Raw genomic sequence first — 26471 nt, forward strand, 5'->3', positions numbered from 1 at the left:
ACGCTGGGCTCGTTCGTGCTCGGCCTGTCGACGCTGCCGTTCATCTACAACGTGTGGAAGTCGTACAAGGTCGGTCAGCTCGTCACGGTCGACGACCCGTGGGGCCACGGCAACTCGCTCGAGTGGGCGACGTCGTCCCCGCCGCCGCTGCGCAACTTCGACAAGATGCCGCGCATCCGCTCCGAGCGCCCGGCCTTCGACGCGAAGTTCCCCGAACTGGCCGCCGGCGAGCAGTCCATCGCCGGTCCGCCGGAGGGCGGCGCCCGCCCGCTGACCCGAGAGTCCGACGGCGGGGCGACCTACTCGGAAGACACCGGCACGAACCGCTCCTGACCGCTTGACGAAAACGGCCCGTTCTCCCTCCCGGAGAGCGGGCCGTTACCGTTCCCGAAGAACTCGCTCCTTGGGCCCGGCCTTCGCATCACAGCTTCAGCCAACCGGCGCGGTCAATCCTTTGAGACCCATTCCCGCGGCCCGCCTTTGCGCCCGTCTTGCCTGTCCCGGCCCGCCCCGCTCGTCTTGCCTGCCCGGCCGCCCGGCCTGCCCGGCTCGTCCCCGTCCCGGCTCTGCCCGGCCCGGCTCGTCCCCGTCCCGGCTCTGCCCGGCCCGTCCCGGCTCTGCCCGGCCCGGCCCGTCCCGGCTCTGCCCGGCCCGGCCCGGCCCGGCCCTGCCCGGCCCGTTCCTTCCGCCACCGCCCGTTCGCCCCGCGCCGCCTCGCTCGTCCGTTCAATCCGCCCCCGCGGCGGCCCGCTGTTCCAACCAGGCCCTCCAGCGGCGGTGAGTGTGGTTTGGCGCGTTGAGAGGATCTTGGGTGGGTCAGGGGATCAGGGGGCGGTCAGGCGGCGGATCGTTGCGGTCAGGGCCTCCACGTCGACCTCGTGGCCGGTGATCAAGGCCTGGAGCGTCACGCCGTCGAAGAAGGCGACCAGGTCGCGGGTGGCGGCCGGGCCGAGGCGCGGCTCGAGCAGGTCGCGCATGCCGTCGAGCCAAGCCATTGCCAGCGGCCGTAAGGCCTTGTCGCGGCCGGCGGCTACGTAGAGTTCGCATTCGAGCTGGGCGCGCTGACGGTCGGTGAGGTATTCGGCGATAAGGGCGGCCACGACGGCCGGGACGTCCGAGGGTGCGCGGAGACGGTCGGCCCAGGCTTCGAAATCGGACCGGAGATCGGCCGCCGCCAACCGCAAGCCGGCCGTGATCAGATCATCGAGCGTGGGGAAGTAATAGGTGGTTGCCCCCAGCGGCAGCCCCGCCCGCGCGGCCACAGCCCGGTGGGTGGTCCGGCTGATCCCGACCTCCGAGATCACCTCCAGCGCGGCCGTGGCCAATGCACGGCGACGCGCCTCGGGATCACGACTCCGTTGAGGCCGCCGCCCCGCCGAGGCGCCGGCGTGGGCCGGACCGCTCAATGGGCACCACCCAGGTTCACGGTCACCACTCCGGCGATGATCAGGCTGACGCCGACGACCTTGGCTGTGGTGAGCGGCTCGCCGAGGAAGACCGCGCCGATGGCGACGATCGCGGCCGTCCCGAGAGCGGACCAGACGGCATAGACGACGCCGACCGGCAAGTCCCGCACGCAGACCGCGAGCGCGGCGAACGACACGACATATCCGGCCAGGCACGCGACAGTCGGCCAGAGCCGCGAAAACCCGTCGGTCGATTTCAGCAGACTCGTCGCCAGAACCTCCGCGGCGATGGCAACCAGCAAGAACACGTAGGCCACGGCCGTCCTCCCCAGGACTTGTACGGACGTACAAGTACGAACGTACAAGTCGCGCCGAACAGGGGAGCCGGTGACGTTGGTCACGCGTTGCTGGGATTCGGCTGGGAGCGGGCTGGGGCCAGGGCTAGGGGCCACCGGCAGGAGTCAGAACCAGAGCCAGAACCAGAGGCAGGGGCAGAAGGCAGGGGCTGGGGAGAAGGCAAGGGCAGAGACAGAGGCTCAGGGGCGGCCTGCGGGGAGAGGGCCACTGTCTGTAGTGGGGGTAGAGCCGGGGGCTTTTGAGTGGCCGCTGGGGTTGGGCTGGTGGGGGACAGCGGCTCGGTCTGTTGTGGTCAGCTCGGTCGTTGTTGACGCTGCGATGGCGGCGGCGGGGAGGGAGGGCTCGCCGACGGTGGGTTCGGGGGTGGGCAGGGCTTCTGTGCCGAAGGCGGTGGTGGTGAGGGTGGAGAGGGCCGCTGTGCCGGGGTTGGTAGCGGTGGCTTCTGCGCCGATCGAGGTGGAGGCGGCCGCTGTGCCGAGGTGGGTGGGGGCAGGCTCCGCGTCGATGGGGGTGCGGGCGGCGGCGCGGCGGCGGCGTAGCTCGGTGGGGAGGACCAGGAGGGCGATGAGGATGCCGGCGCCGCCGACGGTGACGAAGCCCCACGGCGGGGAGAACTGGTCGGCGGCGAAGCCGGCCAGCGGGCCGCCGAGGGCCACGCCGACCGTGAGGGCCGAGTTGTGCAGGCCCATCGCCTCGCCGCGGGCGGCGGCCGGGATCATGCGGCTGATCGCGTCGGCGGTGGCGGTGATCAGCGGGGCGCAGAGGGCGCCCGCCGGGATCAGCAGCAGCGCCAGCAGCCACCAGTGAGCACCGCCCAGGCTGACCAGCATCGTGGCGCCGGCCAGCGGGATGAGCAGGACGACCGGCGGCAGCCTGCGGTGGGCCGAGCCGTAGGCGAACCCGCCGAGCAGCGAGTAGAACGCCCACAGCGTCATCACCAGGCCGGCCCAGCCGAGCTCGCCGTTCTCGCGCAGGACGGCCACGACCGTGACATCGGTGCCGGAGAGGACCAGGGTGGCGGCTGTCGTCACGAGCAGCACGGCGACGAAGCGCGGACTGAGCCAGCTGCGCCGGGGCACGCGCTCGCCCGCGGTGATGGGCGCCTCGTGGGCGGCCCGCACGGGCGGGTTGAGCCGCCACAGGCCCACGCCGGAGACGAGGATGCCGGCGCCGATCGCGAGCATCGCCCAGCGGCCGCCGGCCGTCGTGGCGATCAGGACGCCGAGCGCGGGGCCGGCCATGAACGAGATCTCGGTGGAGATCGAGTCGAGGGCGAACGCGGGCAGGCGCTGGGCCTCGGGGGTCAGGGCGCTGATCGATTGACGGGCCACCGAGAACGCCGGCAGGGCCAGGAAACCGCCGAGCAGGGCCATGGCGAGCAGCACCGGGAACGACACGGCCTGCGCCGCCGTCCAGAAGATCACCTCGGCGACGGTGGTGAGGACGAGCACCAGGCGAAGCCCGCGCCGGTCGATCAGGCGGCCCATCACCGGAGCGCCGACCGAACCGCCGATCGTGAACGCCGCGCCGATCAGGCCGGCGGCGCCGTAGCCGCGGCCCAGGTCGTTGACGACGTGCAGGGTGAGCACGACGGCACCACCCGCGATCGGGATGCGGGCCAGCGTCGCCACCAGCAGCAGCGAGGTGATGCCGGGCAGCGCTAGGGTCTCGCGGTAAGGCTTGAGCAGCATGTCGTTCCTGACCTCCGGGGCCCATCCTGCCCTGGGGGTCCGACAAAAACTACGTCGAGACGACCGGCTCTCCTGTGGTCTCGATCGCTGCCGACGCAAGTTCTTCGAGCGCGGCGGCCGTCGTCGCGGCGGACACGCCCGCCGTGAGCTCGAGCAGCACGGTGGTGGCGAAGCCTTCGGCCTTCGCGTCCAGCGCGGTGGCCCGTACGCAATGGTCTGTCGCGATGCCGACCAGCTCGACCTCGGTCACGTCGCGGGCGCGAAGCCAGGCGGCCAGGGTCTCACCGTCGTCGGTGTGGCCCTCGAAACCCGAGTATGCCGCCTTGTGCTCGCCCTTGTGGAAGACCGCCTCGATGCGTGCGGTGGCCAGCTCGGGGTGGAAGTCGGCGCCGGTCGAGCCGACGACGCAGTGGGCCGGCCAGCTGTCGCGGTAGTCGGGGTGGTCGCTGAAGTGGGCACCCGGATCGATGTGCCAGTCCTTGGTGGCGACGACGTGGTCCCACCGGGCGCCGGCCTTGTCGAGCACCAGCGAGATGCCCGCGGCGACGGCGGCGCCCCCGGTGACCGCCAGGGAACCGCCCTCGCAGAAGTCGTTCTGTACGTCGACGATGATCAGCGCTCTGGTCACGCAACAACACCCACGATCGTGACGGGGATGGCCGGGTCGCCGGCCGACAGCTTGAGACCCTCCCAGGGTATCGAGATCAGGCACTGGCGCAGGTGTTCCCGCGACTCCTGCAGCGTCGGCGTGTCGACGGGCTTGCCGCCGACGATGAACGACCGCTGGAGCAGACGGTCGTTGGCGGCGTGATCGGGCACGCCCTGGGAGACGATGATCTCTTCGGTCGCCGTGCCCGTGGGCTTGTGACGGCGTACGGCCGTCTTGCGCCCGCCGACTGTCGCCTTGTTCTCCGAGCGCTTGACGACCGGGCGCCCCTCGACTTCGACGAGCTTGTAGACCAGGCCCGCCGTCGGCGCGCCCGAGCCGGTGACCACGGCTGTGCCCGCGCCGTACATGTCGACCGGCTCGGCGGCGAGGGTGGCGATCGCGTACTCGTCCATGTCGCCGGAGACGACGATCTTGGTCTCGGTGGCGCCGAGCGAGTCGAGCAGCTCGCGCGAGTGTTGCGCCAGCACCGACAGGTCGCCCGAGTCGATGCGGACGGCGCGCAGGTCGGGCCCGGCCACCGCGATCGCGTTGCGGATGCCCTGGCCGATGTCGTAGGTGTCGACCAGCAGCGTCGTGTTCTTGCCCAGCGCGGCCACCTGGGAGGCGAACGCGGCCGGTTCGTCGTCGTGCAGCAGCGTGAACGCGTGCGCCGAGGTGCCGGTCGTCGGGATGCCGTAGCGGGCGCCCGCCGCGAGGTTCGAGGTGGACGCGAAGCCGGCGAGGTAGGCGGCCCGGGCGGCGGCGATCGCGGAGTCCTCATGGGTGCGCCGCGAGCCCATCTCGATGATCGGCCGGCCGCGGGCCGCGGTGACCATGCGGGCCGCGCCCGCCGCCACCGCGCAGTCGTGGTTGAGCACCGAGAGGATCAGTGTCTCGAGCACGACGCACTCGGCGAAGGTGCCGCTGACCGTCATGATCGGGGAGCCCGGGAAGAAGAGCTCACCCTCGGCGTACCCGTCGATGTCGCCGGTGAACCGGTAATCGGCCAGCCAGGAGGCGGTCGTCTCGTCGACGATGCCCGCGTCACGCAGGAATTTGATCTCGGCTTCGCCGAAGCGGAAGTCGCGGATCAGGTCGATCAGACGGCCCGGCCCGGCCACCACGCCGTAGCGCCGGCCGCCGGGCAGACGCCGGGCGAAGACCTCGAAAACGCAGCGCCGGTCGGCCGTGCCGTCCCGCAGGGCGGCGCTGACCATCGTCAGCTCGTACTGATCGGTCATCAGCGCGGGGGCGAAGGTGTGCACGCAACCACCCTATTGCGCCGGGCGGCCCCTTACGAACCGCGTCCTGACCTGCGGATCGGCGTTCCGGTTCACCGATGCGGCAAAACCGGTGGCAACATGGGGGGCATGGCGCTGCCACAGGTCGCTCCCTACGAGAGCCCACAAATCGAGGAGGCCCCCGCTGACGACCGGCCGTGGGTGACGATCGTCTGGGATGATCCGGTCAACCTCATGTCGTACGTGACCTGGGTCTTTCAGAAGATTTTCGGATTTTCGAAGGAGAAGGCCGAGGCGCTGATGCTCGATGTGCACAACAAGGGCAAGGCGGTGGTGAGCTCCGGCGCGCGCGAGCGTATGGAGATGGACGCCAACCAGCTGCACGGATACGGTCTCTGGGCGACCGTGGACCGGGACTGAAGAACACCGGTGGGAGAGGGCAGATGTTCCGACGCAACGGCAGCCAGTGCGTGGCCATGTTCGCGGTCGACGAGGTGCGCGTGCTGCGCAAGGTCGCCGGCGAGGTGGTCGGCCTGCTGACCGATGGCATGGATCACACTGATCCGGTCGTCAGCCGCCTCTTCCCCGACATCTATCCCGATCGGCCCGACGACTCGGCCGAGTTCCGCCTCTACACCGAGGGGGAGCTGAAAACCGGCAAGATCGATCAAGCCGGCGCGATCCTGGCGGCGCTGCCCGACGAGGGTGAGGGCGAGGTGCGGCTCGACGGCGAGGCGGCCGAGGCCTGGCTGCGCGCCATCAACGACGCGCGGCTCGCGATGGGCACCCGGCTTGACATCGAGGCCGACACCGACCTGAGCGCCGAGCTCGACGCGGCCGTGCTGCACGATCCCGGCTCGAGCCGGGTCTTCCAGCTCAGCGTGTACGCCTACCTGGGGTATCTGCAGGAATCCCTGCTCAACGCGCTGCCCGATATCGAGTGAGAGCGGCCACACGCGGACGCGGCGGATTCTCACGGTAATGTGAACGACGTGCTGACCATCGACAGCGCGATCGTCGACGCGATCGTCGCCCACGCCCGCCGGGACCACCCCGACGAGGCCTGTGGCGTCGTCGCGGGCCCGATCGGCAGTGACCTGCCGGCCCGGCTCATCCCGATGGACAACGCGGCCCGTTCGATGACGTTCTACGAGTTCGACTCCATGGAGCAGCTGCGGGTGTGGCGCGAGATGGACGACAACGACGAAGAGCCGGTGGTCATTTACCACTCGCACACGGCCACCGAGGCTTACCCGTCGCGCACCGACATCTCGTTCGCGGGGGAGCCCGGGGCCCACTATCTGCTCGTGTCCACGCGCGAGAGCGACTCGGAAGAGATTCGATCGTTCCGCATAGTGGACGGCGTAGTGACCGAGGAAGAGATCAACATCGTGGATGCGACGGTGGACGCGTGATGGCGAGCGCTGTGCAGTCGTACATGTTCGGGCAGAGCCCCGTGTCGGTCTTCTACGAGTGTCGCTGAGGACATTCAAAAAAGACCCTGCCCTCAGTTCGACCTTCCTTCTTTGGAGCATTCACCGCCATGGCTATCGAAGTTCGCATCCCCACCATCCTGCGCAGCTACACCGGCGGCGCCAAGATCGTCGAGGGTGCCGGCGACTCGCTGAGCGCGCTGATCGACGACCTGGACGCCAAGCACAATGGCCTCAAGGGGCGGCTGATCACCCCCGAGGGCGGCCTGCATCGGTTCGTCAACATCTACGTCAACGACGAGGACGTCCGCTTCCTCGGCGCGCTCGACGCCAAGCTCAGCGACGGTGACTCGATCACCATCCTGCCGGCTGTGGCCGGCGGTGCCCTGGGCTTCGCGGCGGCCGCCGCGCTACTCGGGCGTCACCCGTCCAACCGCCTCGCCACCGCCTCCAACTCGACTGAGGGCTAGCCATATGGCTCGCTTCGAGAGCCTTCTGGATGCCTGCGGGGGCACGCCGCTCGTCGGTCTGCCCCGGCTCTCGCCGACGGTGCCCGAAGGGGCACCGCCGGTGCGGCTCTGGGCGAAACTGGAAGACCGCAACCCGACCGGCAGCATCAAGGACCGCGCCGCGCTCTTCATGGTGCGCGAGGCCGAGGAGTCGGGCCACCTGCGCGCGGGTGACACGATCCTCGAGCCGACCAGCGGCAACACCGGCATCGCCCTGGCCATGGTGGCCAAGCTGCGCGGTTACCGCCTGGTCTGCGTGATGCCCGAGAACGTGTCGGCCGAGCGGGTTCAGATGCTGCGCATGTACGGCGCCGAGATCCTCTTCTCGCCGGCCGCGGGCGGGTCCAATCAGGCCGTCGCCACGGCCAAGCAGATCGCCGCCGAGCACCCCGACTGGAAGATGCTCTACCAGTACGGCAACCCGGCGAACGCCCGCGCGCACTATGAGACCACCGGTCCTGAGCTGCTGCACGACCTGCCCACGATCACCCATTTCGTGGCCGGCCTGGGCACCACCGGCACGCTGATGGGCACCGGCCGCTTCCTCAAGGAGAAGGTCGAGGGCATCCGCATCATCGCGGCCGAGCCGCGCTACGGCGAGATCGTCTACGGCCTGCGCAACATCGACGAGGGCTATGTGCCCGAGCTGTACGACGCGTCGGTGCTCGACCGGCGTTTCTCGGTGGGCACCCGCGACGCCGTGCTGCGCACCCGCCAGCTGGTCGAGGTCGAGGGCATTTTCGCGGGCTTCTCCAGCGGCGCGATCCTGCACGCCGCGCTCGCCGTGGCGCACGAGGCGGTCAAGGCCGGTCAACCAGCCGATGTCGCCTTCGTGATCGCCGACGGCGGCTGGAAATACCTTTCGACGGGCGCCTACGGCGGCACCCTGAACGATGCCGAGGAAGCCCTCGAGGGTCAGCTCTGGGCCTAATAAGTGGCCGCTATCAGAATGTCGACTGTGAGCGGCCCGAGTGCGCAGACAAGCAGCAGCCACGGTAGAACCGGGCGGTGGATCGACAGGAACGCGCCGACCGTAAGAACGACGCTCAGCAATCCGAATAGAGCGAGCGCCGGCACGTACCAGAAGGGCGCTCCGCCGACCACGGTGACGAACGCGCGCAGGCCCACGCCGACCGCGCCGAAACCCAGCAGTGCCGCGCCGCCGGCCATCGTGAGCAGGCGCGCGGTGCTCGGGGCGGGATCATCGGGGGCCGGGAAACGGAAGAGCGTCTCGTGGTCGTCGAGCCCGTTCCGCGCCGGTGTACTCTCCCAGCCACCGAACGGCATGATCTCCGCCGCCTCGGTGTGCGTGGTGCGGGTCCTCTCGACCGTGGTCACGCTGCCTCCGTCTGTTCCGTCCTCAGAAGTCCTCACTTTGTGCAACGCAAACGACTCACCGGACGTAACGGGAATTGCGCTAATGGCCGAGGTCACGAGCGGTGTGATGTACGTTGTCGATTTGGCGACAAATCGATCAGACGTTTACATCGCGCGCAGGTCCCGGCGTACGCTTCGCTCCGTGATTGACTGGTCTGCAGACTTCAGCACGGACCGGTCGGGCGGGGCGTGTTCGACCCAGCGTGAGCCAGAGGGACCCGCATGCGACTGACCGTTCTCGGCTGCGCCGGCAGTTTTCCCGGCCCCGAGTCGGCTTGTTCCGCCTATCTCGTCGAGGCTGAGGGCTTCCGGCTGCTGATCGACTTCGGCTCGGGTTCGCTGTCCGCGTTGCAGCGCTACTCCGACATGAACAAGATCGACGCCATCATCCTGACCCATCTGCACTGCGACCACATGCTGGACGCCTGCACCTACATCGTGGTTCGTCGATACGACCCGTCCGGCCCGCTCGCCCCGGTGCCGGTCTACGCGCCGCTCGGGGCGGCCGAGCGCATTTCCTCGGCCTACAGCCAGGACAGCGAGACCATCGACGACGTCTACTCGTTCTACGGCCTGCAGCCGGGCACGTTCCCGATCGGTCCCTTCTCGATCACCGTCGATCGGGTCAACCATCCGATCGAGACCTATGGCGTACGCATTGAGCACGCTGGGCGAGTGATCGCCTACTCCTCGGACACGGCGCCGTGCGAACCGCTGTTGCGGCTGGCCGCCGGAGCCGACCTGTTCCTGTGTGAGGCTAGTTACCTCGATGGCGCCGACAACCCGCCTGGCCTGCACCTTACCGGCGGCGAAGCGGGCGAGGCAGCGACCAAGGCCGATGTCGGGAAGCTCTTGCTGACCCATCTCGTGCCCGCGTGGGTCTCGGAGGCCTCTATTGTGGATGCCGCCGTGGCCGCGTTTGCGGGACCGGTTGAGGTCGTGCGCCCGGGTGCCCGTTACGATCTCTAGGCCCGGGGCCGGGGCGATGAGTTCGGCCCGAGCGCGAGAGCACCAGCGGATCGTGATCTTGGAGTTGTTGCATGCGCATCGTTCGCCTGGCCAACTTTGTGACGACCCATACGGGTGGCCTGCGGACCGCGCTCCGGAACCTCGGCGAGGGCTATCAGCGCGCCGGCCACGAAGCGGTGCTGATCGTTCCCGGGCGTGAGCGCTCCGACAAGAGGACCTCGCAGGGCCGCGTCATCACCCTGCCGGCCGCCCAGTTGCCGCGCACCGGTGGTTATCGCGTCATGGCTGGTCGCCGCGAACTCACCAAGCTCCTCGACGACCTGGAGCCCGACCGCCTCGAGGTCTCCGACCGCACCACCCTGCGCTGGACCGGCAACTGGGCCCGCCAGCGTGGCGTCGGCTCGGTGATGGTCTCGCACGAGAGCCTGGCCGGCCTGCTCGGTGTCTGGGGCATGCCCAAGCGCGACTCGCTGGCCGACAAGTTCAACCTGCGCACGGCCGAGTATTTCGACCAGATCATCTGCACCACCTCCTTCGCCGCCGCCGAGTTCCGCCGGCTGGGCGTGCCCAACCTGACCGAGGTGCCGCTCGGCGTCGACCTCGACGCGTTCCACCCCCGCCACGCCGACCCGGGGGTGCGCAACCGCTATGCCCGGCCCGGCGAACTGCTCGTCGTGTTCTGCAGCAGGCTTTCCGGCGTGAAGCGCCCTGAGCTCGCCGTGGACACGATAGCGGCGCTGCGCAACGACAAGGTGCCCGCCGTTCTCGCCGTGGCCGGAGACGGCGTACGGCGGGCCGCGCTGGCCTATCGCGCAGCCCGGCTGCCCGTCCGCTTCGCCGGGCACATCTCCGACCGTGCCGCCGTGGCCGCCCTGCTCGCCAGCGCTGACGTGGTGCTCGCCCCCGGCCCGGTCGAGACATTCGGCCTGGCCGCCCTCGAAGCGCTCGCCTGCGGAACCCCGGTCGTCGTCAACGAGTCGAGCGCCCTGCCCGAGGTGGTGGGCGACGCCGGCGTGGCCGTCCGCGGCGTCCCCGAGGCCTTCGCCGCCGGCGTTCGAGACCTGATGGAGCGTCCCGAGGTCGAGCGCCGCGAGGCCGCGCGGGCCCGTGCCGAGCATTTCGGCTGGCCGCAGGCGGTCGACGGATTCCTGCGAGCGCACGGCGCACTGCCCGAGGCCGCGCTGGCCGCCCGGCAGCAGCGATCCGCTCCCGCGGCCAAGCTGCGCCCGGCCGTTCCGCGCCCGGCGCTGCCGTCGGACGCCCCGACCGGCTGGTTCGGCTGAGACCAACCACGCGGCGGGGGTGTCCGCGGCGCGGTTATCCACAGAGCGCGGTCATCCCGGAAGCGCGGTTATCCACAGGTGGTGGGGCCTGCGCGGCGGTTCCGCCCGGCGCCTAATAAGGTTCAGGCATGGCACGCCCCGACGGCCGCTCGGCCGACCAGTTGCGACCGGTCACCCTCACCCGCCACTGGAGCATCCACCCCGAAGGGTCGGTGCTCGTCGAGTTCGGCAACACGCGAGTGCTCTGCACTGCAAGCGTGACCGAGGGCGTGCCCCGCTGGCGCAAGGGCTCCGGCCTCGGCTGGGTCACCGCCGAATACGCCATGCTCCCGCGGGCCACCAACACCCGGGGCGACCGTGAGAGCGTCAAGGGCAAGGTCGGCGGCCGCACCCAGGAGATCTCCCGCCTGATCGGCCGCAGCCTGCGCGCCTGCATCGACCTCAAGGCCCTCGGTGAGAACTCGGTCGTTCTCGACTGCGACGTGCTGCAGGCCGACGGTGGCACCCGCACGGCCGCGATCACCGGCGCCTACGTGGCGCTGCACGACGCGGTGGGCTGGCTGGCCGAGCGCAAGTCCCTGGCCGGCAAGGTCGACAAGGTCATGCACCGGTCGATCCAGGCGGTCAGCGTCGGCATCATCGAGGGCGAGCCCCGCCTCGACCTCAACTACGTCGAAGACGTCGCCGCCGAGGTCGACATGAACGTGGTGTGCACCGGCGAGGGTGACTTCGTCGAGGTGCAGGGCACGGGTGAGAACGGCGTCTTCCGCCGCGACCAGATGGATTCCCTGCTCGACCTGGCTCTGGCCGGGTGCGCCGACCTCGCCGCCGCCCAGGCGAAGGCGCTGGCCGCGTGAGCGCGAGGCTGCTGCTCGCCACTGCGAACAAGAAGAAGCTGGTCGAGCTCCAGCGCATTCTCGACGTGTCGCTCGGGGCCAACCGCATCGCGCTGGTCGGCCTGGCCGAGTTCGAGGGCTACCCCGACGTGCCCGAGACGGGCCTGACCTTCGGCGAAAACGCGCTGATCAAGGCCCGCGAGGGTGCCAAGCGCACGGGCCTGCCGACCGTGGCCGACGACTCGGGCCTCGCCGTCGACGCGCTCAACGGCATGCCGGGCGTGTTCAGCGCGCGCTGGTCCGGCGCTCACGGCAACGACGACGCCAACCTCGACCTGGTGCTGGCCCAGATCTCCGACGTGGCCGACGGACAGCGCGGCGGTGCGTTCGTCTGTGCCGCGGCGCTCGTGCTGCCCAACGGTCGCGAGCACCTGGTCGAGGGCCGGCAGGCGGGCCGCATCCTGCGCGCGCGGCGAGGCGACGGGGGCTTCGGCTACGACCCGATCTTCCTCGGCGACGGTCAGTCCCGCACCAACGCCGAGCTGTCCCCGGCCGAGAAAGACGCGATCAGTCACCGGGGCAAGGCCTTCCGTGAGCTCTCGAAGGTCATCGCGCGCGAGGTGACCGGTTAGGCTTGAACAGTCGACATGGGGGTATGGCACACCGAAATCGTCTGGGGGAACTCTCATGCAGCTTCGGTTCGCCGCGCTTCTCGCGGCCACAGTGCTGGTCGGGCTGTCCGTGGTCTTCGCGAGCGGGCCGGTGACCTCCGGCAGCGCCGTCCCTGACACCGCGACGTACGTCGTTCTTCAAGCCCCGGCCGACGACTGCCCCTGGGCGTCGAGCTCCGCCGCCTGATCCCGCTGATCCGAAGCCGGCCCCGTCGTGACCGACGGGGCCTTTTTCATATCCGCGCGACCCTGCCTTGGCATTATTTGCCGCACGGACTACCGTCTGATGAAACTTAGTACCGTGTTGGACGGAGGACGACGATGTCCGCAACCGCGATACAGCCGCCACGAGCGGACGCCCGGCGTCGCGCGATCGTGGCCGGGTCGGTCGGCAACTTCATCGAGTGGTACGAGTTCGGGGTTTACGGCTTCTTCGCCACGATCATCGCCGCCCGGTTCTTCAGCACCGGTGACCAGTCGTCGTTCGAGTCGCTGATCGCCACGTACGCGTCGTTCGCCATCGGTTTCTTCTTCCGCCCGGTCGGCGCCTGGCTCTTCGGCCGTCTCGGCGACCGCATCGGACGCAAGCCCGTCCTGGTCGCCGTGCTCGCCACCATGTCCGGCGCGACGGCTCTGATCGGCCTGCTCCCGACGTACGCCTCGATCGGGCTGGCCGCGCCGATCATCCTGACCCTGGTCCGCATCGTGCAAGGCCTGTCCGCCGGTGGCGAGTTCGGCGGGGCGGTGTCCGTGATGACCGAGTTCGCCCCGCCTGGCCGTCGCGGGCTCTACGGCGCGTGGCAGTCGTTCACCGTCGCCGTCGGCCTGCTCGCCGGGGCCGGCACCTCCGCGATCCTCGCCTCTCTGATGAGCGAGAGCGCGCTCGAGTCGTGGGGCTGGCGGATCGCCTTCCTGCTCGCGGCGCCGCTCGGCGTGATCGCCCTGATCCTGCGCTCGCGGCTCGAGGAGACCCCGGCGTTCCAAGCCGCCGCGCCCGCCGAGGTCGCCAAGGCGAGCGTGGGCGAGACGGCCCGGGCCATCGCGCTGGGCGTCGCGCGGCTGATGGGCTGGTCGGCCGCCGGTTACACGTTCCTGGTCGTCATCCCGTCCTACCTGCAGAGCAGCCTGCACGCGACGTTCCACCAGGCGCTGGTCGCGACCGTCGTCGCCAACGCCGGCTTCGCCCTGGCGATCCTGCCCGCCGGGTGGCTCTCCGACCGCGTCGGCCGCCGCTGGGTGATGCTCTCCGGCGTCGTGCTCATCACGATCCTGGCGCTGCCCCTGCTCAACGTGCTGCAGGACGAGTCGGCCGGGCTCGGGGCCAAGTCGGCCGCCGTCTTCGCCGCGGGCTTCGTGGTGGGGCTCATCGCCGGTCCCGGTCCCGCGATGCTGGCCGAGATGTTCCCGACGAACGTGCGCTACACCGGGCTGGGCCTGGCCTATTCGCTGTCGAACGCGGTCTTCTCCGGCTCGGCGGGCCTGATCATCACGTCGCTGATCAAGAGCACCGGCAACATCGACGTCCCGGCCTACTACGTCATGGCCACCTGCGTCGTCAGCGCCGTGGCGATCGCGACGCTGCGCACCGACAACCGCGGCAAGGAGCTGTCATGACCACGATCGTCGGCCTCATGTCCGGCACCTCGCACGACGCGATCGACGCCGCCGCCGTCGAGGCGACCGCGAACGGCGACGAACTGGTGCTCCGCTTCCTCGGGATGGTCAGCACCTCGTACCCGAAGGAACTGGATGATCTGCTCGTCGGTGCGCTGCCGCCCGCGAGTACGACCTTCGCCGACGTGTGCCGCCTCGACACCGGGATCGGCCAGGCCTTCGCCGGAGCGGCCGCCCGCGCGATCGACGAGCTCTGCGGCGGGCACGCCGACCTGATCGTCTCGCACGGCCAGACCGTCTATCACTGGGTCGAGGGCAACATCGTGCGGGGCACGCTCCAGATCGGTCAGCCCGCCTGGATCGCCGAACATACCGGCACCACCGTCGTCGCCGATCTGCGCTCTCGTGACGTGGCCGCCGGGGGCCAGGGCGCGCCGCTGGTCAGCGCGTTCGACGTGATGTGGCTGCGCGGTCTGGGCGCCTCACGGGCGGCGGCGGTCAACCTCGGCGGCATCGCCAACGCCACGATCGTCACCCCCGATCGCGACCCGATCGCCTTCGACACCGGACCGGCCAACGCACTGATCGACGCGTTCGTCACCGCGCGCACGGACGGCCGGTCCACGTTCGACACCAACGGCACCCGCGCCCTGCTCGGTCACGAGAACGAGGCGCTGCTCGCCCGCCTGCTCGACGAGCCGTACTATCGCCTGCCCGCTCCCAAGACCACGGGCAAAGAGCTTTTCCACGGCGAGTACGTCGACAAGCAACTCGCCGGTTTCGAAGAGCTCTCGACCGAGGACGTCGTCGCCACACTCACCCGCCTGACCGCCCGCACGGTCGCCGAGGCGATCGGCGACCGCGCCACCGACGTCATCCTCTCCGGCGGCGGCACCCGCAACCCCGCCCTGGTCGCGATGATCGCCGAGGAGCTGCCCGCCGCCCGCGTCCGCGTCTCCGACGAGCTGGGCCTGCCCTCCGCGGCCAAGGAATCCATCGCGTTCGCGGTGCTCGGGCTGCTGACCGTCGAGGGCTACCCCGGCTCGGTGCCGTCGTGCACCGGCGCCCGCGGCCCGCGCGTGCTCGGCACGGTCGTCCCGGGACTGGCTCCGGTGCCGTCTACGCTGCCCGCAGCCCCTGCCCGGCTGCGAATCGAGGCATCGTGACCACCCCGCACGACCTGCGCGCCCGCCTCCGTGCGGTGCTGCCGACGCTGAGCCCGGCCGGCCGGCAGATCGTCGCCGAGCTCGAACGCGACCCGGCCGCGGCGGCCCAGCTCACCGTCCACCAGCTCGCCGGCCGCGTCGACACAAGCCCATCCAGCGTCGTACGGGTGGCACGCGCGCTCGGCTATGAGGGCTACCCGCAACTGCGGCTCGCGCTGGCCGCTCTGCCCGTGGAACCTTCGCTGTGGGTCGACGCCGATGTCGACATGACCGACGACGCGGGGACCGTCATCCGCAAGCTGGCCGACTTCGAGGCCCGCCAGCTTCAGGAGACCGCCGAGCTGCTCGACGCCGGCCAGCTCGAGGCCGCGGCCCGCGCGATCACCGCGGCCCGCCGCGTGGTCGTCTACGGCGTCGGTGGTTCGGGCATCGCCGCTCGCGACCTGGCCGGCAAGCTCGGCCGCCTCGGTGTGCTCGCCCAGAGCCACCACGACATCGACACGGCCCTGCCCGACGCCGCCCTCGCCCGCCCCGACGACGTGGCCATCGGCATCTCACACGGTGGCGAGAGCGCGGGCACGCTGGCCCCGCTGCGCCTGGCCGCCGAGCGGGGCGCGGTGACCGTCGCCGTCACCGGCATGCCGCGCTCCCCGCTGGCCGAGACGTCGACCCACGTTCTGCTCACGGCCGGGCGCGAGTTCGGTTTCCGGCCCGCCGCGATGGCCAGCCGCACCGGGCAACTCCTCGCCGGGGACGCCCTGTTCGCCCGGGTCGCCCAACTTCTGCCGGGCGCCCGCGACGCGCTCCGGCGCACGTACGACAGCCTGCGCGAAGGACGCTGACATGCTCGAGAACCTCGGCACCCTGACGACCGAGGCCCGCAACCCGCGGACCCTCGACCTGGACACGCTCCCGGCCCTGCGGATCGTCGAGGTCATGAACGACGAGGACGCCAAGGTCGCCTCGGCCGTCCGCGAAGCGCTGCCGCGGATCGCCGCGGCCGTCGAGCTGATCACCGCGGCGCGCCGGGCCGGTGGCCGGCTCGTCTACCTGGGAGCAGGCACCAGCGGGCGGCTCGGGCTGCTCGACGCGGTGGAGATCCCGCCGACCTTCGGCACCGAGCCGGGCGAGGTGCTGGGGTTGATCGCCGGCGGAGAACGTGCCTTTACGCGGGCGGTCGAAGGCGCGGAGGACGACCCCGAGCTGGCCGTCCGGGAACTCGCGGCGGCCGGGATCGGGGAGCGTGACGTGGTGGTCGGGCTGGCCGCGAGCGGGCGGACCCCGTACGTGATGGGGGGTCTGCGCCATGCCCGGCTCGTCGGTGCGGCGACCGTCGCGGTCTCCTGCAACCGGGACGCGGCGATCAGCGCCCTGGCCGACGTGGCGATCGAGGTCGTGACCGGCCCCGAGGTGCTGACCGGCTCGACGCGGCTCAAGGCCGGCACGGCGACGAAGCTGGTCTGCAACATGCTGACCACGGCGAGCATGGTGCGCACGGGCAAGGTCTATTCGAACCTGATGGTCGACGTACGCCCCACCAACGCCAAGCTGGTCAACCGGGCCCAGCGCATCGTCGCCGAGGCCGCCGACGTCGACCTCGACACGGCCGCGCGGGCGCTCACCGAGGCCAACGGCAACGCGAAGACCGCCATCGTCTCCCTGCTGCTCGACACCTCCGCCGCCGGCGCCCGAGACCTGCTGGAAGCCACGAACGGAAATGTTCGCGCCGCCGTCTCCCACTGAAGCCTGGTATAGTCGCGTGCATAGACAGGGGCTCCCGCCAACATCGTTGGCCGGGGCCCCTTTGCTATCTGGGTTTCGATCGTCACCGACGCGGTTCCAGAAGATCGACAACGGTCAGGCCGGTTTCGCCTCCGACCAATGCCAGGGACACCTCCGCGCGTGCCGCGAGGTCGAGGGGAGTAAGCCCTTCGTTCAGCATGGCATGAGTCATCCGGTCGAACCCGGCGCCGATCAGGGGAGCGGCGATGCGTAGGGCGGCGTTCAACGCGACACCCTGGGTCGAGCCGCCGTGCAGGACGATATTGCGCGTTCGGTAGAGCCTCCGCATGGCGATCCGGAAGGCGGTGACCGCGGCGCCAAGTTCGTTTCGAGGGTTGGAGACCAAGCTCCGCATCCGGTGCACCGCTGCCATGTCAGCGTTGCGCCAAAACCCGTCGATCGGTTCCACCATTTCTCCGGCGGCTAGTGCCGCTGCCACCGCGGCCGCACGATGCTGGTTCGAGGTGCATGATTCCAACACGGTGGCGAGGGCGTCGGGGACCGCAGGTCGATGGCGGTGGGCGAGCTTGGTCAGTTCCGCACGGGGCCACGAGCAGGCGACGATGCCGGCCAGACGGTCGGCGGCGACAGCCTTGCCCGAACGCTCCGTCTCGGCGGGGTCGTCCGGATGGGACAGGAGCGACTCGACGGCAGCCCATGCGCCCGCGACCGCCGGGGCAACCGAACCACGATTCACCGGTGCGGCCAACTCCAAGGCGTCGTCAAACAGGGTGCTCCGCCCGTCGAACTCATAGAGATGTCCGCCATTCACCAGCGACAACACGTCGGCGCTTCGGGCCGGAGTTACGAACGGAATCGGGTCGGGATGCCCATCCACCCAGAGGTGAGACCCAGGCCGAATCCCGATCTGGTTTCCGGACATGAAGGAGGACCGGGCGACCATGCGTTCGACGAGTTCGCGGACCTGGCCGGCGGCATGGAAGGGATCTCGCGCGGTCACTTTGAGAAGAAACCCATCGTTAGCGCGTATGCCGATGACCGAGTGGTTCCGTTGCCTGAGCCAACTCACGATTTCGCGACCCGAGACCCAGGCCTGATGCCTTTGCGCCTCCTCCTGCCGGGGTGCGACGTCCAGGGTCGCGAGAACGGTGAATTCCCGGGGGTCGGTCGAGTCGAGCGTCAAGGCGCCCTCGAGGACGTCTCGGGCGCTCGCCTGGTTGCGGTTGAGTCGTCCGATCCATTTCGCTAGATGGCTCGGGTCGTAGCCCAGGTCGAGCAGGTGCGCCGCGACCACGCGGGCGAGCCGTTCCGGTTTCGGACGCTGATCCTGCGGAAGGTCGGCCGCAGCCATCCAGCGCTTCAGGTAGCCGCCTCGGGCATGCTCGATCACCTCCCGCAGTCGACGGTGTGCTGGGCTGGGATCGGGTAGCGGCTTGCTGAGCAGCGAGGTCAACTCGGCACGGAGGTCCCTGCTGCCGAGCCCGACATCGGGACCGATGATCTTCATCAACTGGTGTCGTTGCCAGTCGACGGCGGCTTGAGACAGCACGCGGTGCCGAGCCCACGAACTAGCCTCCAGCAGCTCCTCCAGGCCGAGCAGGGATCCGATGTCCCACAACCGTCGTGGCCAGGAGATTCCACCAAGAGTGAAGAAGTCGATCATTCGAGCGCGAACGTGGCTGTCATAGGCATTTGATGCGCTGAGGGGGTTCACCCGTGCACAGTAGACAAGGGTCAAGCCCCGTTGCCAGTGACAAAGTGTGCCATTCGTGGAGGCTCTAGCGCGCTGAAAGATTTCATGCATAGTCTGATCGCGTGAATGACAGAGTGGTCAGGGTGGGCGATCGGGTGCTGGACCTGTTCGCCGGGGCGCGGCTGACGCCGACCCAGCGCCGGATCGCTCACTGTCTGGTCGAGCACGCCCAGAAAGCCGCCTACCTGTCGGCGGCCGAGGTCGCCGACCTGGCCGGGGTCAGCCAGCCGTCGGTCACGCGGTTCGCGATCGCGCTGGGGTACGAGGGCTATCCCGCGCTGCGGCGGGTGTTGCGGGAGCTGACCGCCGCCGGCGACGGCACCCACGTGGGCGATCACAACGCGATGCAGCTCGCCGTGGCGGCCGAGGCCGAGCATCTCGGGCGGCTCCGGGATCAGCTGACGCGGCTCGACGACGTCTGCCGGGCCGCCGATCTGCTCGTCAACAGCCGGCCGCTGCCGGTGCTCGGGCTGCGGTCGGCCGCCCCGCTGGCCGGATATTTCGGATACTTCGCAGGGAAGATCCACCCCGATGTCCGGGTGCTCGACGCGGGCGGCACCAACCTGCTCGACCGGCTCGATCAGGCGCGCACGGCCGGGGCCGGTGCGATGCTGGCGATGGTGCTGCCGCGCTATCCGCGGGAGTCGCTCGAAGCCTTGCGAGAGGCCAAGGCCCTCGGGTACGCGGTGGTCGCCATCACCGATTCGGCGGTCAGCCCGGTCGCCGAGCTGGCCGACGTCGTGCTGCCCGCCGCGGTCGGCACCCGGCTGGTGTTCGACCTGCACACCGGCCCGATGGCGATGGCCATGGTGCTGCTGCAGGCGATGTGCGACGCCGACCCCGAACCGGTGCAGCGCCGGTTGGAGGAGTTCGAGGCCACGGCCTCCCGCCGGCACATTTTTCAGCTGTGAGACTGTGAGGAAGGGCGACGATGTCGGAGATCCGGGCGCCACGCGGCGCGGCGTACACCGCTAAGGGCTGGCCGCAGGAGGCCGCCAAGCGGATGTTGATGAACAACCTCGACCCGGACGTGGCCGAGCGCCCCGAAGACCTGGTGGTCTACGGCGGCACCGGGCGGGCCGCACGCGACTGGCCGTCGTTCCACGCGATCGTGCGCGAGCTCGACGAGCTGGCCGGCGACGAGACCCTGCTGGTGCAGTCGGGGCGGCCGGTCGGGGTCTTCCGTACGCATGAGTGGGCTCCCCGGGTGCTGATCGCGAACTCGAACCTGGTCGGCGACTGGGCGACCTGGCCCGAGTTCCGCCGCCTCGAGAACCTCGGCCTGACCATGTACGGCCAGATGACCGCCGGTTCGTGGATCTACATCGGCACGCAGGGCATCCTCCAGGGCACGTACGAGACGTTCGCCGCGGTCGCCGCCAAGCGGTTCAACGGCACCCTCGCCGGCACGCTGACCCTCACCGGTGGCTGCGGCGGCATGGGTGGCGCCCAGCCGCTGGCCGTGACCATGAACGGCGGCGTCTGCCTGATCGTCGACGTCGACCCGAGCCGTCTGCGCCGCCGTGTCGAGACCCGCTACCTCGACGAGATCGCCGATGACCTCGACGACGCGCTGGCCCGGGCCGAGCAGGCCAAGAGGGAGAAGCGGGCCGTCTCGATCGGGGTCGTCGGCAACGCCGCCCTGGTCTTCGGCGAGATCCTCACCCGCGGCGTCGAGGTCGACATCGTCACCGACCAGACCAGCGCCCACGATCCGCTGTCGTACGTGCCGGTCGGCGTCGAGCTCGAGGACGCCGCCGAATATGCCCGCACCAAGCCCGAGGAGTTCACCGACCGGGCCCGCGGCAGCATGGCCAAGCAGGTCGCCGCGATGGTCGGCTTCCAGGACGCGGGCGCCGAGGTGTTCGACTACGGCAACTCGATCCGCGGCGAGGCGAAACTGGCGGGCTACGAGCGCGCCTTCGCGTTCCCCGGCTTCGTCCCGGCGTACATCAGGCCTCTGTTCGCCGAGGGCAAGGGTCCGTTCCGGTGGGCCGCGCTCTCGGGCGACCCGGCCGACATCGCCGCGACCGACAAGGCGGTGCTCGACCTTTTCCCCGAGAACGAGTCGCTGGCCCGCTGGATCAAGATGGCCGAGGAGCGCGTCGCGTTCCAGGGGCTGCCCGCGCGCATCTGCTGGCTGGGCTACGGCGAGCGCGACAAGGCCGGCGTACGGTTCAACGACATGGTCGCGAGTGGCGAGCTGAAGGCGCCGCTGGTGATCGGCCGTGACCATCTCGACTCCGGTTCGGTGGCCTCGCCCTATCGCGAGACCGAGTCGATGCTCGACGGCTCCGACGCGATTGCCGACTGGCCGCTGCTGAACGCGCTGCTCAACACGGCCAGCGGGGCGAGCTGGGTGTCGATCCACCACGGCGGCGGGGTGGGCATCGGCCGCTCGATCCACGCGGGCCAGGTCTGCGTCGCCGACGGCACTCCCCTCGCGGGGCAGAAGATCGAGCGGGTGTTGACCAACGACCCGGGTACGGGCGTCATCCGCCATGTCGATGCGGGCTACGAGTCCGAGGCGGCGGCGGGTGTGCACATTCCGATGAAGCGGGAGAACCAGTGAGCGCCACCTTCTCGGAGCTGTGGTCCGCGATCGCACCGATCGGTCGCGTGGCCAACGGCTACATCCGGTACTCGTTCGAGGAACCGGAGCTGGTGCTGCGCGACTGGTTCCGCAACCAGGCCGCGCGCCGTGACATGGCGGTCACCGACGACGGCAACGGCAACCTGTTCGCCTGGTGGGGCGACCAGTGGGGCCAGGACGCGGTGCTCACCGGCTCGCACTTCGACTCGGTGCCGCACGGCGGCGGCTACGACGGGCCGCTCGGCATCGTCAGTGGCTTCCTCGCCGTCGACGAGCTGCGCCGACGCGGTCACGTGCCGCGCCGTCCGATCGCGGTCGTCGCCTTCGTCGAGGAGGAGGGCGGTCGATTCGGCGTACCGTGCCTGGGGTCTCGTCTTTTGTCCGGGGCCATCGAGCCGGAGCAGGCCGCAGCGCTCAAGGACCGTGAGGGCATCACGTACGGCGAGGCCCTCGGGGGTACGCCGGCCGGCCGGCTGCCCGGTCTGACCAGCCGCATCGGCGCACTCGTCGAACTGCACATCGAACAGGGACGCGTGCTGGACGTGCCCGTCGGGGTGGCCAGCGCGATCTGGCCGCACGGCCGCTGGCGGTTCGACTTCACCGGGCACGGCGACCACGCGGGGACGACCCGCATGGACGACCGGCGCGACCCGATGCTGACGTTCGCCTACACCGTGCTGGCCGCGAACAAGGAGGCCCGGCTGTCGGGGGCGCACGCGACGATGGCTCGGGTCGAGGTCGAGCCGAACGCCACGAACGCGATCCCGTCGCTGGTGCGGGGCTGGCTCGACGCGCGGGCGGCCGAGACGTCCACGTTGGACAACCTGGTCGAAGCCGTGGTGAAGCGGGCCCACGACCGGGCCGGTCGCGACGGCGTCGAGGTGGCGGTGACGTCCGAGTCGTTCAGCGCCGAGGTGACGTTCGAGAAGTCCCTGGCCGAGCGCATCGCCGACCTGCTCGGTGGCGTTCCGGTGCTGCCGACCGGCGCCGGGCACGACGCGGGCGTCCTGTCGACCCACGTGCCGACGGCGATGCTTTTCGTGCGTAACCCGACCGGCGTCTCGCACTCCCCGGCCGAGCACGCCGACGAGGCCGACTGCGTGGCCGGCATCGCCGCCCTGGCCAGGGTCCTGGTCGACCTCACATGACGTCCTATCTCGCCGAGTACGCCTGGACGAGCGGCCACCTCGCCCGAAACGTCCGTATCGACGTGGCCGACGGCGTGATCACCGCGGTCGAAGTCGATCACCGACGACATGATTCGCTGAATAAGTTGGAATTGTCCGGCGGGACGCCGGCCGGAACGACGATCCTGCCCGGCCTGGTGCTGCCCGGGTTCGCCAACGCGCACTCGCACGCGTTCCACCGCGCGCTGCGGGGGCGCACCCACGACGGTGGCGGCAGTTTCTGGACGTGGCGTGACCTGATGTACGACGTCGCCGGGCGCCTCGACCCCGACAGCTACCGGGAGCTGGCGCGGGCGGTCTTCGCCGAGATGGCCCTGGCCGGGATCACCGCGGTCGGCGAGTTCCACTACCTGCACCACGGCCCCGACGGCGTGCCCTACGCCGATCCGAACGCGATGGGTCACGCGCTCATCGAGGCCGCCGCCGAGGCCGGCATCCGGATCACGCTGCTCGACACGCTCTACCTGACGTCCACCGTGGACGGCAAGCCGCTCGAGGGGGTGCAGCGCCGCTTCGGCGACGGCGACCTCGACGGCTGGTCCGACCGGGTGGCCGGGCTGCGCTCGCGGGCGCACACGAAGATCGGGGCGGCGCTGCACTCGGTACGCGCGGTCCCGGCCGGGGCGATGACCACGTTCGCCGACCGCACGGCCGGCCTGCCGGTGCACGTCCACCTCTCCGAGCAGCGGGCCGAGAACGAGCAGACCCTTCAGGCGTACGGCTGCACGCCCGCGGAACTCCTGGAACGGCACGGCGTGTGGCGGGAGAACACCGCCGCCGTGCATGCCACCCACCTCACCGACCGCGACATCGAGATCCTCGGCGGTCACCACGTGTGCTTCTGCCCGACCACGGAACGCGACCTGGCCGACGGCATCGGACCGGCGCGACGACTGGCCGACGCGGGCGCGATCCTCAGCCTGGGCAGCGACAGCCACGCCGTGATCGACCCCCTCGAAGAACTGCGCGGCCTCGAGATGAACGACCGGCTGGCCAGTGAGCAGCGCGGCCGGTTCAGTCCGGCCCGGTTGATCGCGGCGGCCACGAACCACAGCGCGATCGGCTGGTTCGACGCCGGCGAGATCGCGGTCGGCCAGCGGGCCGACCTGGTCTGCGTCAGGCTCGACAGCGTCCGCACGGCGGGAGCTGACCCGGCCCAGGCGGTCCTCGCGGCCACCGCGGCCGACGTCACCCACGTGATCGCCGACGGCCGCCTGATCGTCGAGGACGGGCGGCACACGACGATCGACGTACCCCGGGCCCTCACCGAGTCGATCGCGGCGGTGACCGCATGAGCACGGTGATCGACAACATCGGCGAGCTCGTCACCAACGACGACGGCGACGGCCTGCTCGGGCTGCGCCACGACGTCGCCCTGGTGATCGAGGGCGACCACATCGCCTGGATCGGGCCGAACGCGCAGGCACCGGCGGCCGACACCAGGATCGACGCGCGGGGCGGAGCCGTGCTGCCGGGCTTCGTCGACAGCCACGCGCATCTGATCTTCGCCGGGGACCGGGCGCCCGAGTTCGCGGCGCGGATGGCCGGGGAGCCGTACACGGGTGGTGGCATCCGCACGACGGTCGCGAAAACCCGGGCGGCGAGCGACGACAACCTGCGCCGCAACGCCCGGCGCCTGGTCGACGAGGCCCGCCGCCAGGGCACGACCACGATCGAGATCAAGAGCGGGTACGGGCTGAGCGTCGACGACGAGGCCCGGTCGCTGCGGATCGCCCGCGAGCTCAGCGGCGAGACGACGTTCCTCGGCGCGCACGTGGTCCCGGCCGGGCACGACCCCGACGACTACGTCGATCTGGTTCGCGGCCCGATGCTGGACGCCTGTGCCCCGTACGCGAAATGGGTCGACGTCTTCTGCGACCGCGGCGCGTTCGACGAGGAGCAGACGCGCGCGATCCTGAAAGCCGGTAAAGCGAAGGGCCTTGACCTGCGGGTGCACGCGAACCAGCTCGTCGAGGGGCCCGGCGTGCGGCTCGCGGTAGAGCTCGACGCGGCCAGCGCCGACCACTGCACCCACCTCAGCGACGCCGACGTCACGGCCCTGGCCGGCTCGCGGACGGTCGCGACGCTGCTGCCCGGCGCCGAGTTCTCGACCCGCTCGCCCTATCCGGACGCGCGCCGCCTGATCGACGCCGGTGTCACGGTCGCCCTGGCCACCGACTGCAACCCCGGGTCGTCGTACACGTCCTCGATGCCTTTCTGTATCGCGCTTGCCGTCCGTGACATGCGGATGACCCCGGCCGAGGCCGTGCACGCCGCGACCGCCGGCGGTGCGAAGGCCCTGCGCCGCGACGACATCGGCGTGCTGCGCCCCGGCGCCCGCGCCGACCTGACGGTGCTCGACGCGCCGTCCCACATTCACCTGGCCTACCGGCCCGGCGTTCCCCTGATCAATACCGTCATAAGCGGAGAACCACGATGATCGTCACAGTTCAGCCCACCGGCGTCACCCCCGCCGAGGTGATCGCGGTCGCGCGCGGTAACGCCCGCGTCGAGATCGCCCCCGACACCGTCACCGCCATGGCCACGAGCCGGGCGATCGTCGACAACATCGAAGCTTCCGGCAAGCCCGTGTACGGGGTGTCGACCGGCTTCGGTGCCCTGGCCAACACGTCCATCGCCCCCGAACGCCGCGCCGAGCTGCAGCACGCGCTGATCCGCTCGCACGCGGCCGGGATCGGCGCGCCCATGCCGCGCGAGGTCGTGCGGGCCATGATGCTGCTGCGGCTGCGCTCGCTCGCGCTGGGCCGCTCCGGCGTGCGCCCGGTCCTCGCGCAGGGCCTGGCCGACCTGCTCAACCACGACATCACGCCGTGGGTGCCCGAGCACGGCTCGCTGGGCGCCTCGGGCGACCTGGCCCCGCTGGCCCACTGCGCGATGGTGCTGCTCGGCGAGGGCTGGGTGATCGGCAAGGACGGCGCCCGGCACTCCGCCGCCGAGGCCCTGCACAACGCCGGGCTGCAGCCGCTCGAGCTGGCCGCCAAGGAGGGCCTGGCCCTGATCAACGGCACCGACGGCATGCTCGGCATGCTGCTGCTGGCGATCGACGACGCCGCCCACCTGTTCGCGATGGCCGACGTGACCGCCGCTCTGGCGATCGAGGCGATGCTCGGCTCGGAGCGGCCGTTCCTGCCCGAGCTGCACGAGATCCGCCCGCACCCGGGCCAGTCGGCGTCGGCCGCCAACATCCTGCGGCTGCTGCAGGATTCCGAGGTCATGGACTCGCACCGCGACGACCTGGCCCACGCCGTGCAGGACGCCTATTCGATGCGCTGCGCCCCGCAGGTGGCCGGCGCGGCCCGCGACACGCTCGACTTCGTGCGGGTCACCGCCGGCCGCGAACTGGTGTCCGTCGTGGACAACCCGGTCGTGCTGCCCGACGGCCGGGTCGAGTCGACCGGCAATTTCCACGGCGCGCCGCTCGGCTTCGCCGCCGACTTCCTCGCCATCGCGGCCGCCGAGGTGGGCGCGATCGCCGAACGCCGGGTCGACCGGCTGCTCGACGTCACGCGAAGCCGCGAGCTGCCGCCGTTCCTGTCGCCGGACGCGGGCGTCAACTCGGGCCTGATGATCGCCCAGTACACGGCGGCCGGCATCGTCGCCGAGAACCGCCGCCTGGCCGCCCCGGCCTCGGTCGACTCGCTGCCCACCAGCGGCATGCAGGAGGACCACGTCTCGATGGGCTGGGCCGCCACCAAGAAGCTGCGTACGGTCCTGGACAACCTGACCAGCCTGCTCGCCGTCGAACTGCTCTCGGCCGTCCGCGGCCTGCAGTTGCGTGCGCCACTGACCCCGTCACCGGCCGGCCGCGCGGCCATCGCCGCCGTGGAACCGTCCGCCGGCCGCCCCGGACCCGACCTGTTCCTCGCCCCGGTGCTCGAGGACGTGCGGGCCGTCGTCGCGGGCCGCGAGCTGCGGACGGCCATCGAGCGGGAAATCGGGCAGCTTCAATGAGCGTCGCCGATTAGGGTCGCG

At 70.6% G+C, this 26471-nt stretch carries 25 protein-coding genes and 3 pseudogenes; 21 read left to right on the forward strand and 7 right to left on the reverse strand.

The genetic code is table 11. The features are described 5' to 3' along the window. Positions 1-333, forward strand: a pseudogene (locus EER30_RS42550) (aa3-type cytochrome oxidase subunit I); the annotation flags it as partial. 491 nt (positions 334-824) lie between these two features. Here EER30_RS42550 and EER30_RS42555 read toward each other — a convergent pair. From EER30_RS42555 to EER30_RS42575, 5 genes and pseudogenes are all read right to left on the reverse strand, one after another. Further along, the gene (locus tag EER30_RS42555; RefSeq protein WP_240670673.1) at positions 825-1325 is read right to left on the reverse strand and encodes a TetR/AcrR family transcriptional regulator; all 501 of its coding nucleotides are present in this window, start codon (positions 1323-1325) and stop codon (positions 825-827) included. 77 nt (positions 1326-1402) lie between these two features. Continuing rightward, complete coding sequence (locus EER30_RS42560; protein WP_127507856.1) at positions 1403-1723, reverse strand: DMT family transporter; 321 nt, start codon at positions 1721-1723, stop codon at positions 1403-1405. 519 nt (positions 1724-2242) lie between these two features. Continuing rightward, positions 2243-3454: pseudogene (locus tag EER30_RS42565) on the reverse strand (MFS transporter); the annotation flags it as partial. 49 nt (positions 3455-3503) lie between these two features. Further along, positions 3504-4082 carry an isochorismatase family protein gene (locus EER30_RS42570; RefSeq protein ID WP_127507858.1) on the reverse strand — a complete coding sequence of 193 codons (579 nt, stop codon included), beginning with the start codon at positions 4080-4082 and terminating at the stop codon, positions 3504-3506. Continuing rightward, positions 4079-5368: a nicotinate phosphoribosyltransferase gene (locus tag EER30_RS42575; RefSeq protein WP_127507860.1), complete on the reverse strand. Its 1290-nt coding sequence runs from the start codon at positions 5366-5368 to the stop codon at positions 4079-4081. The genes EER30_RS42570 and EER30_RS42575 overlap by 4 nt, the downstream gene beginning before the upstream one ends. Positions 5369-5473: 105 nt before the next feature. Here EER30_RS42575 and clpS point away from each other — a divergent pair, with 105 nt between their 5' ends. The 5 genes and pseudogenes from clpS to EER30_RS42600 all read left to right on the forward strand — a co-directional run bounded on the left by clpS (position 5474) and on the right by EER30_RS42600 (position 8217). Further along, positions 5474-5764 carry an ATP-dependent Clp protease adapter ClpS gene (gene clpS, locus EER30_RS42580; protein ID WP_127507862.1) on the forward strand — a complete coding sequence of 97 codons (291 nt, stop codon included), beginning with the start codon at positions 5474-5476 and terminating at the stop codon, positions 5762-5764. Then, positions 5740-6288, forward strand: coding sequence for a DUF2017 domain-containing protein (locus EER30_RS42585; protein ID WP_432417598.1), 549 nt, complete (start codon positions 5740-5742; stop codon positions 6286-6288). The genes clpS and EER30_RS42585 overlap by 25 nt, the downstream gene beginning before the upstream one ends. A 48-nt stretch (positions 6289-6336) precedes the next feature. Continuing rightward, positions 6337-6827: pseudogene (locus EER30_RS42590) on the forward strand (M67 family metallopeptidase). A gap of 60 nt (positions 6828-6887) precedes the next feature. Continuing rightward, on the forward strand, positions 6888-7247 hold the full coding sequence (locus tag EER30_RS42595) for a MoaD/ThiS family protein (RefSeq protein ID WP_127507866.1): 360 nt from the start codon (positions 6888-6890) through the stop codon (positions 7245-7247). 4 nt (positions 7248-7251) lie between these two features. Beyond that, positions 7252-8217, forward strand: coding sequence for a PLP-dependent cysteine synthase family protein (locus EER30_RS42600; RefSeq protein WP_127507867.1), 966 nt, complete (start codon positions 7252-7254; stop codon positions 8215-8217). On the opposite strand, the gene EER30_RS42605 is transcribed toward EER30_RS42600, so the two are convergent. Further along, complete coding sequence (locus tag EER30_RS42605; protein ID WP_127507869.1) at positions 8214-8624, reverse strand: hypothetical protein; 411 nt, start codon at positions 8622-8624, stop codon at positions 8214-8216. The genes EER30_RS42600 and EER30_RS42605 overlap by 4 nt on opposite strands. A gap of 261 nt (positions 8625-8885) precedes the next feature. On the opposite strand from EER30_RS42605, the gene EER30_RS42610 reads away from it, so the two are divergent. The 9 genes from EER30_RS42610 (at position 8886) to murQ (ending at position 16945) form a co-directional block, all read left to right on the forward strand. Beyond that, positions 8886-9632 (forward strand): MBL fold metallo-hydrolase, encoded by a 747-nt coding sequence (locus EER30_RS42610; RefSeq protein WP_127507870.1) that lies wholly within the window; start codon positions 8886-8888, stop codon positions 9630-9632. A 71-nt stretch (positions 9633-9703) separates the two neighbouring features. After that, positions 9704-10915: a glycosyltransferase gene (locus EER30_RS42615; protein ID WP_127507872.1), complete on the forward strand. Its 1212-nt coding sequence runs from the start codon at positions 9704-9706 to the stop codon at positions 10913-10915. Positions 10916-11043: 128 nt separating this feature from the next. Next, entirely contained in the window at positions 11044-11772 is a 729-nt protein-coding gene (gene rph, locus EER30_RS42620; protein ID WP_127507873.1) for a ribonuclease PH, read from the forward strand. Beyond that, positions 11769-12383: an RdgB/HAM1 family non-canonical purine NTP pyrophosphatase gene (rdgB, locus tag EER30_RS42625; protein ID WP_127507875.1), complete on the forward strand. Its 615-nt coding sequence runs from the start codon at positions 11769-11771 to the stop codon at positions 12381-12383. The genes rph and rdgB overlap by 4 nt, the downstream gene beginning before the upstream one ends. A gap of 55 nt (positions 12384-12438) precedes the next feature. Then, complete coding sequence (locus EER30_RS47720) at positions 12439-12609, forward strand: hypothetical protein (RefSeq protein WP_164842710.1); 171 nt, start codon at positions 12439-12441, stop codon at positions 12607-12609. Positions 12610-12743: 134 nt separating this feature from the next. Continuing rightward, positions 12744-14036, forward strand: coding sequence for an MFS transporter (locus EER30_RS42630; protein ID WP_127507877.1), 1293 nt, complete (start codon positions 12744-12746; stop codon positions 14034-14036). Further along, positions 14033-15202 carry an anhydro-N-acetylmuramic acid kinase gene (locus EER30_RS42635; RefSeq protein WP_127507879.1) on the forward strand — a complete coding sequence of 390 codons (1170 nt, stop codon included), beginning with the start codon at positions 14033-14035 and terminating at the stop codon, positions 15200-15202. The genes EER30_RS42630 and EER30_RS42635 overlap by 4 nt, the downstream gene beginning before the upstream one ends. After that, positions 15199-16044 carry a MurR/RpiR family transcriptional regulator gene (locus EER30_RS42640; RefSeq protein WP_205650664.1) on the forward strand — a complete coding sequence of 282 codons (846 nt, stop codon included), beginning with the start codon at positions 15199-15201 and terminating at the stop codon, positions 16042-16044. Before EER30_RS42635 ends, EER30_RS42640 begins: the two co-directional genes overlap by 4 nt. Before the next feature lies 1 nt (position 16045). Then, positions 16046-16945 (forward strand): N-acetylmuramic acid 6-phosphate etherase, encoded by a 900-nt coding sequence (gene murQ, locus EER30_RS42645; RefSeq protein ID WP_127507881.1) that lies wholly within the window; start codon positions 16046-16048, stop codon positions 16943-16945. Positions 16946-17027: 82 nt separating this feature from the next. Here the strand turns inward: murQ and EER30_RS42650 are convergent, their stop codons facing one another. Next, complete coding sequence (locus EER30_RS42650; RefSeq protein WP_127507883.1) at positions 17028-18659, reverse strand: integrase; 1632 nt, start codon at positions 18657-18659, stop codon at positions 17028-17030. 101 nt (positions 18660-18760) lie between these two features. On the opposite strand from EER30_RS42650, the gene EER30_RS42655 reads away from it, so the two are divergent. From EER30_RS42655 to hutH, 6 genes are read left to right on the forward strand one after another with little or no spacing between them, the layout of a single operon-like run. Further along, positions 18761-19609 (forward strand): MurR/RpiR family transcriptional regulator, encoded by an 849-nt coding sequence (locus tag EER30_RS42655; RefSeq protein WP_127507885.1) that lies wholly within the window; start codon positions 18761-18763, stop codon positions 19607-19609. A gap of 20 nt (positions 19610-19629) precedes the next feature. Then, on the forward strand, positions 19630-21270 hold the full coding sequence (gene hutU / locus EER30_RS42660) for a urocanate hydratase (RefSeq protein WP_127507887.1): 1641 nt from the start codon (positions 19630-19632) through the stop codon (positions 21268-21270). Next, complete coding sequence (locus EER30_RS42665; RefSeq protein WP_127507889.1) at positions 21267-22439, forward strand: allantoate amidohydrolase; 1173 nt, start codon at positions 21267-21269, stop codon at positions 22437-22439. Before hutU ends, EER30_RS42665 begins: the two co-directional genes overlap by 4 nt. Continuing rightward, positions 22436-23773, forward strand: coding sequence for a formimidoylglutamate deiminase (locus EER30_RS42670; RefSeq protein ID WP_127507891.1), 1338 nt, complete (start codon positions 22436-22438; stop codon positions 23771-23773). Before EER30_RS42665 ends, EER30_RS42670 begins: the two co-directional genes overlap by 4 nt. Next, positions 23770-24918 carry an imidazolonepropionase gene (hutI, locus tag EER30_RS42675; protein ID WP_127507893.1) on the forward strand — a complete coding sequence of 383 codons (1149 nt, stop codon included), beginning with the start codon at positions 23770-23772 and terminating at the stop codon, positions 24916-24918. Before EER30_RS42670 ends, hutI begins: the two co-directional genes overlap by 4 nt. Continuing rightward, on the forward strand, positions 24915-26450 hold the full coding sequence (gene hutH / locus EER30_RS42680) for a histidine ammonia-lyase (protein ID WP_127507895.1): 1536 nt from the start codon (positions 24915-24917) through the stop codon (positions 26448-26450). Before hutI ends, hutH begins: the two co-directional genes overlap by 4 nt. Positions 26451-26471 lie beyond the last annotated feature (21 nt).

Source organism: Actinoplanes solisilvae, from assembly GCF_003999975.1.
In the GTDB taxonomy this organism is placed as follows: Bacteria; Actinomycetota; Actinomycetes; order Mycobacteriales; family Micromonosporaceae; genus Actinoplanes; species Actinoplanes solisilvae.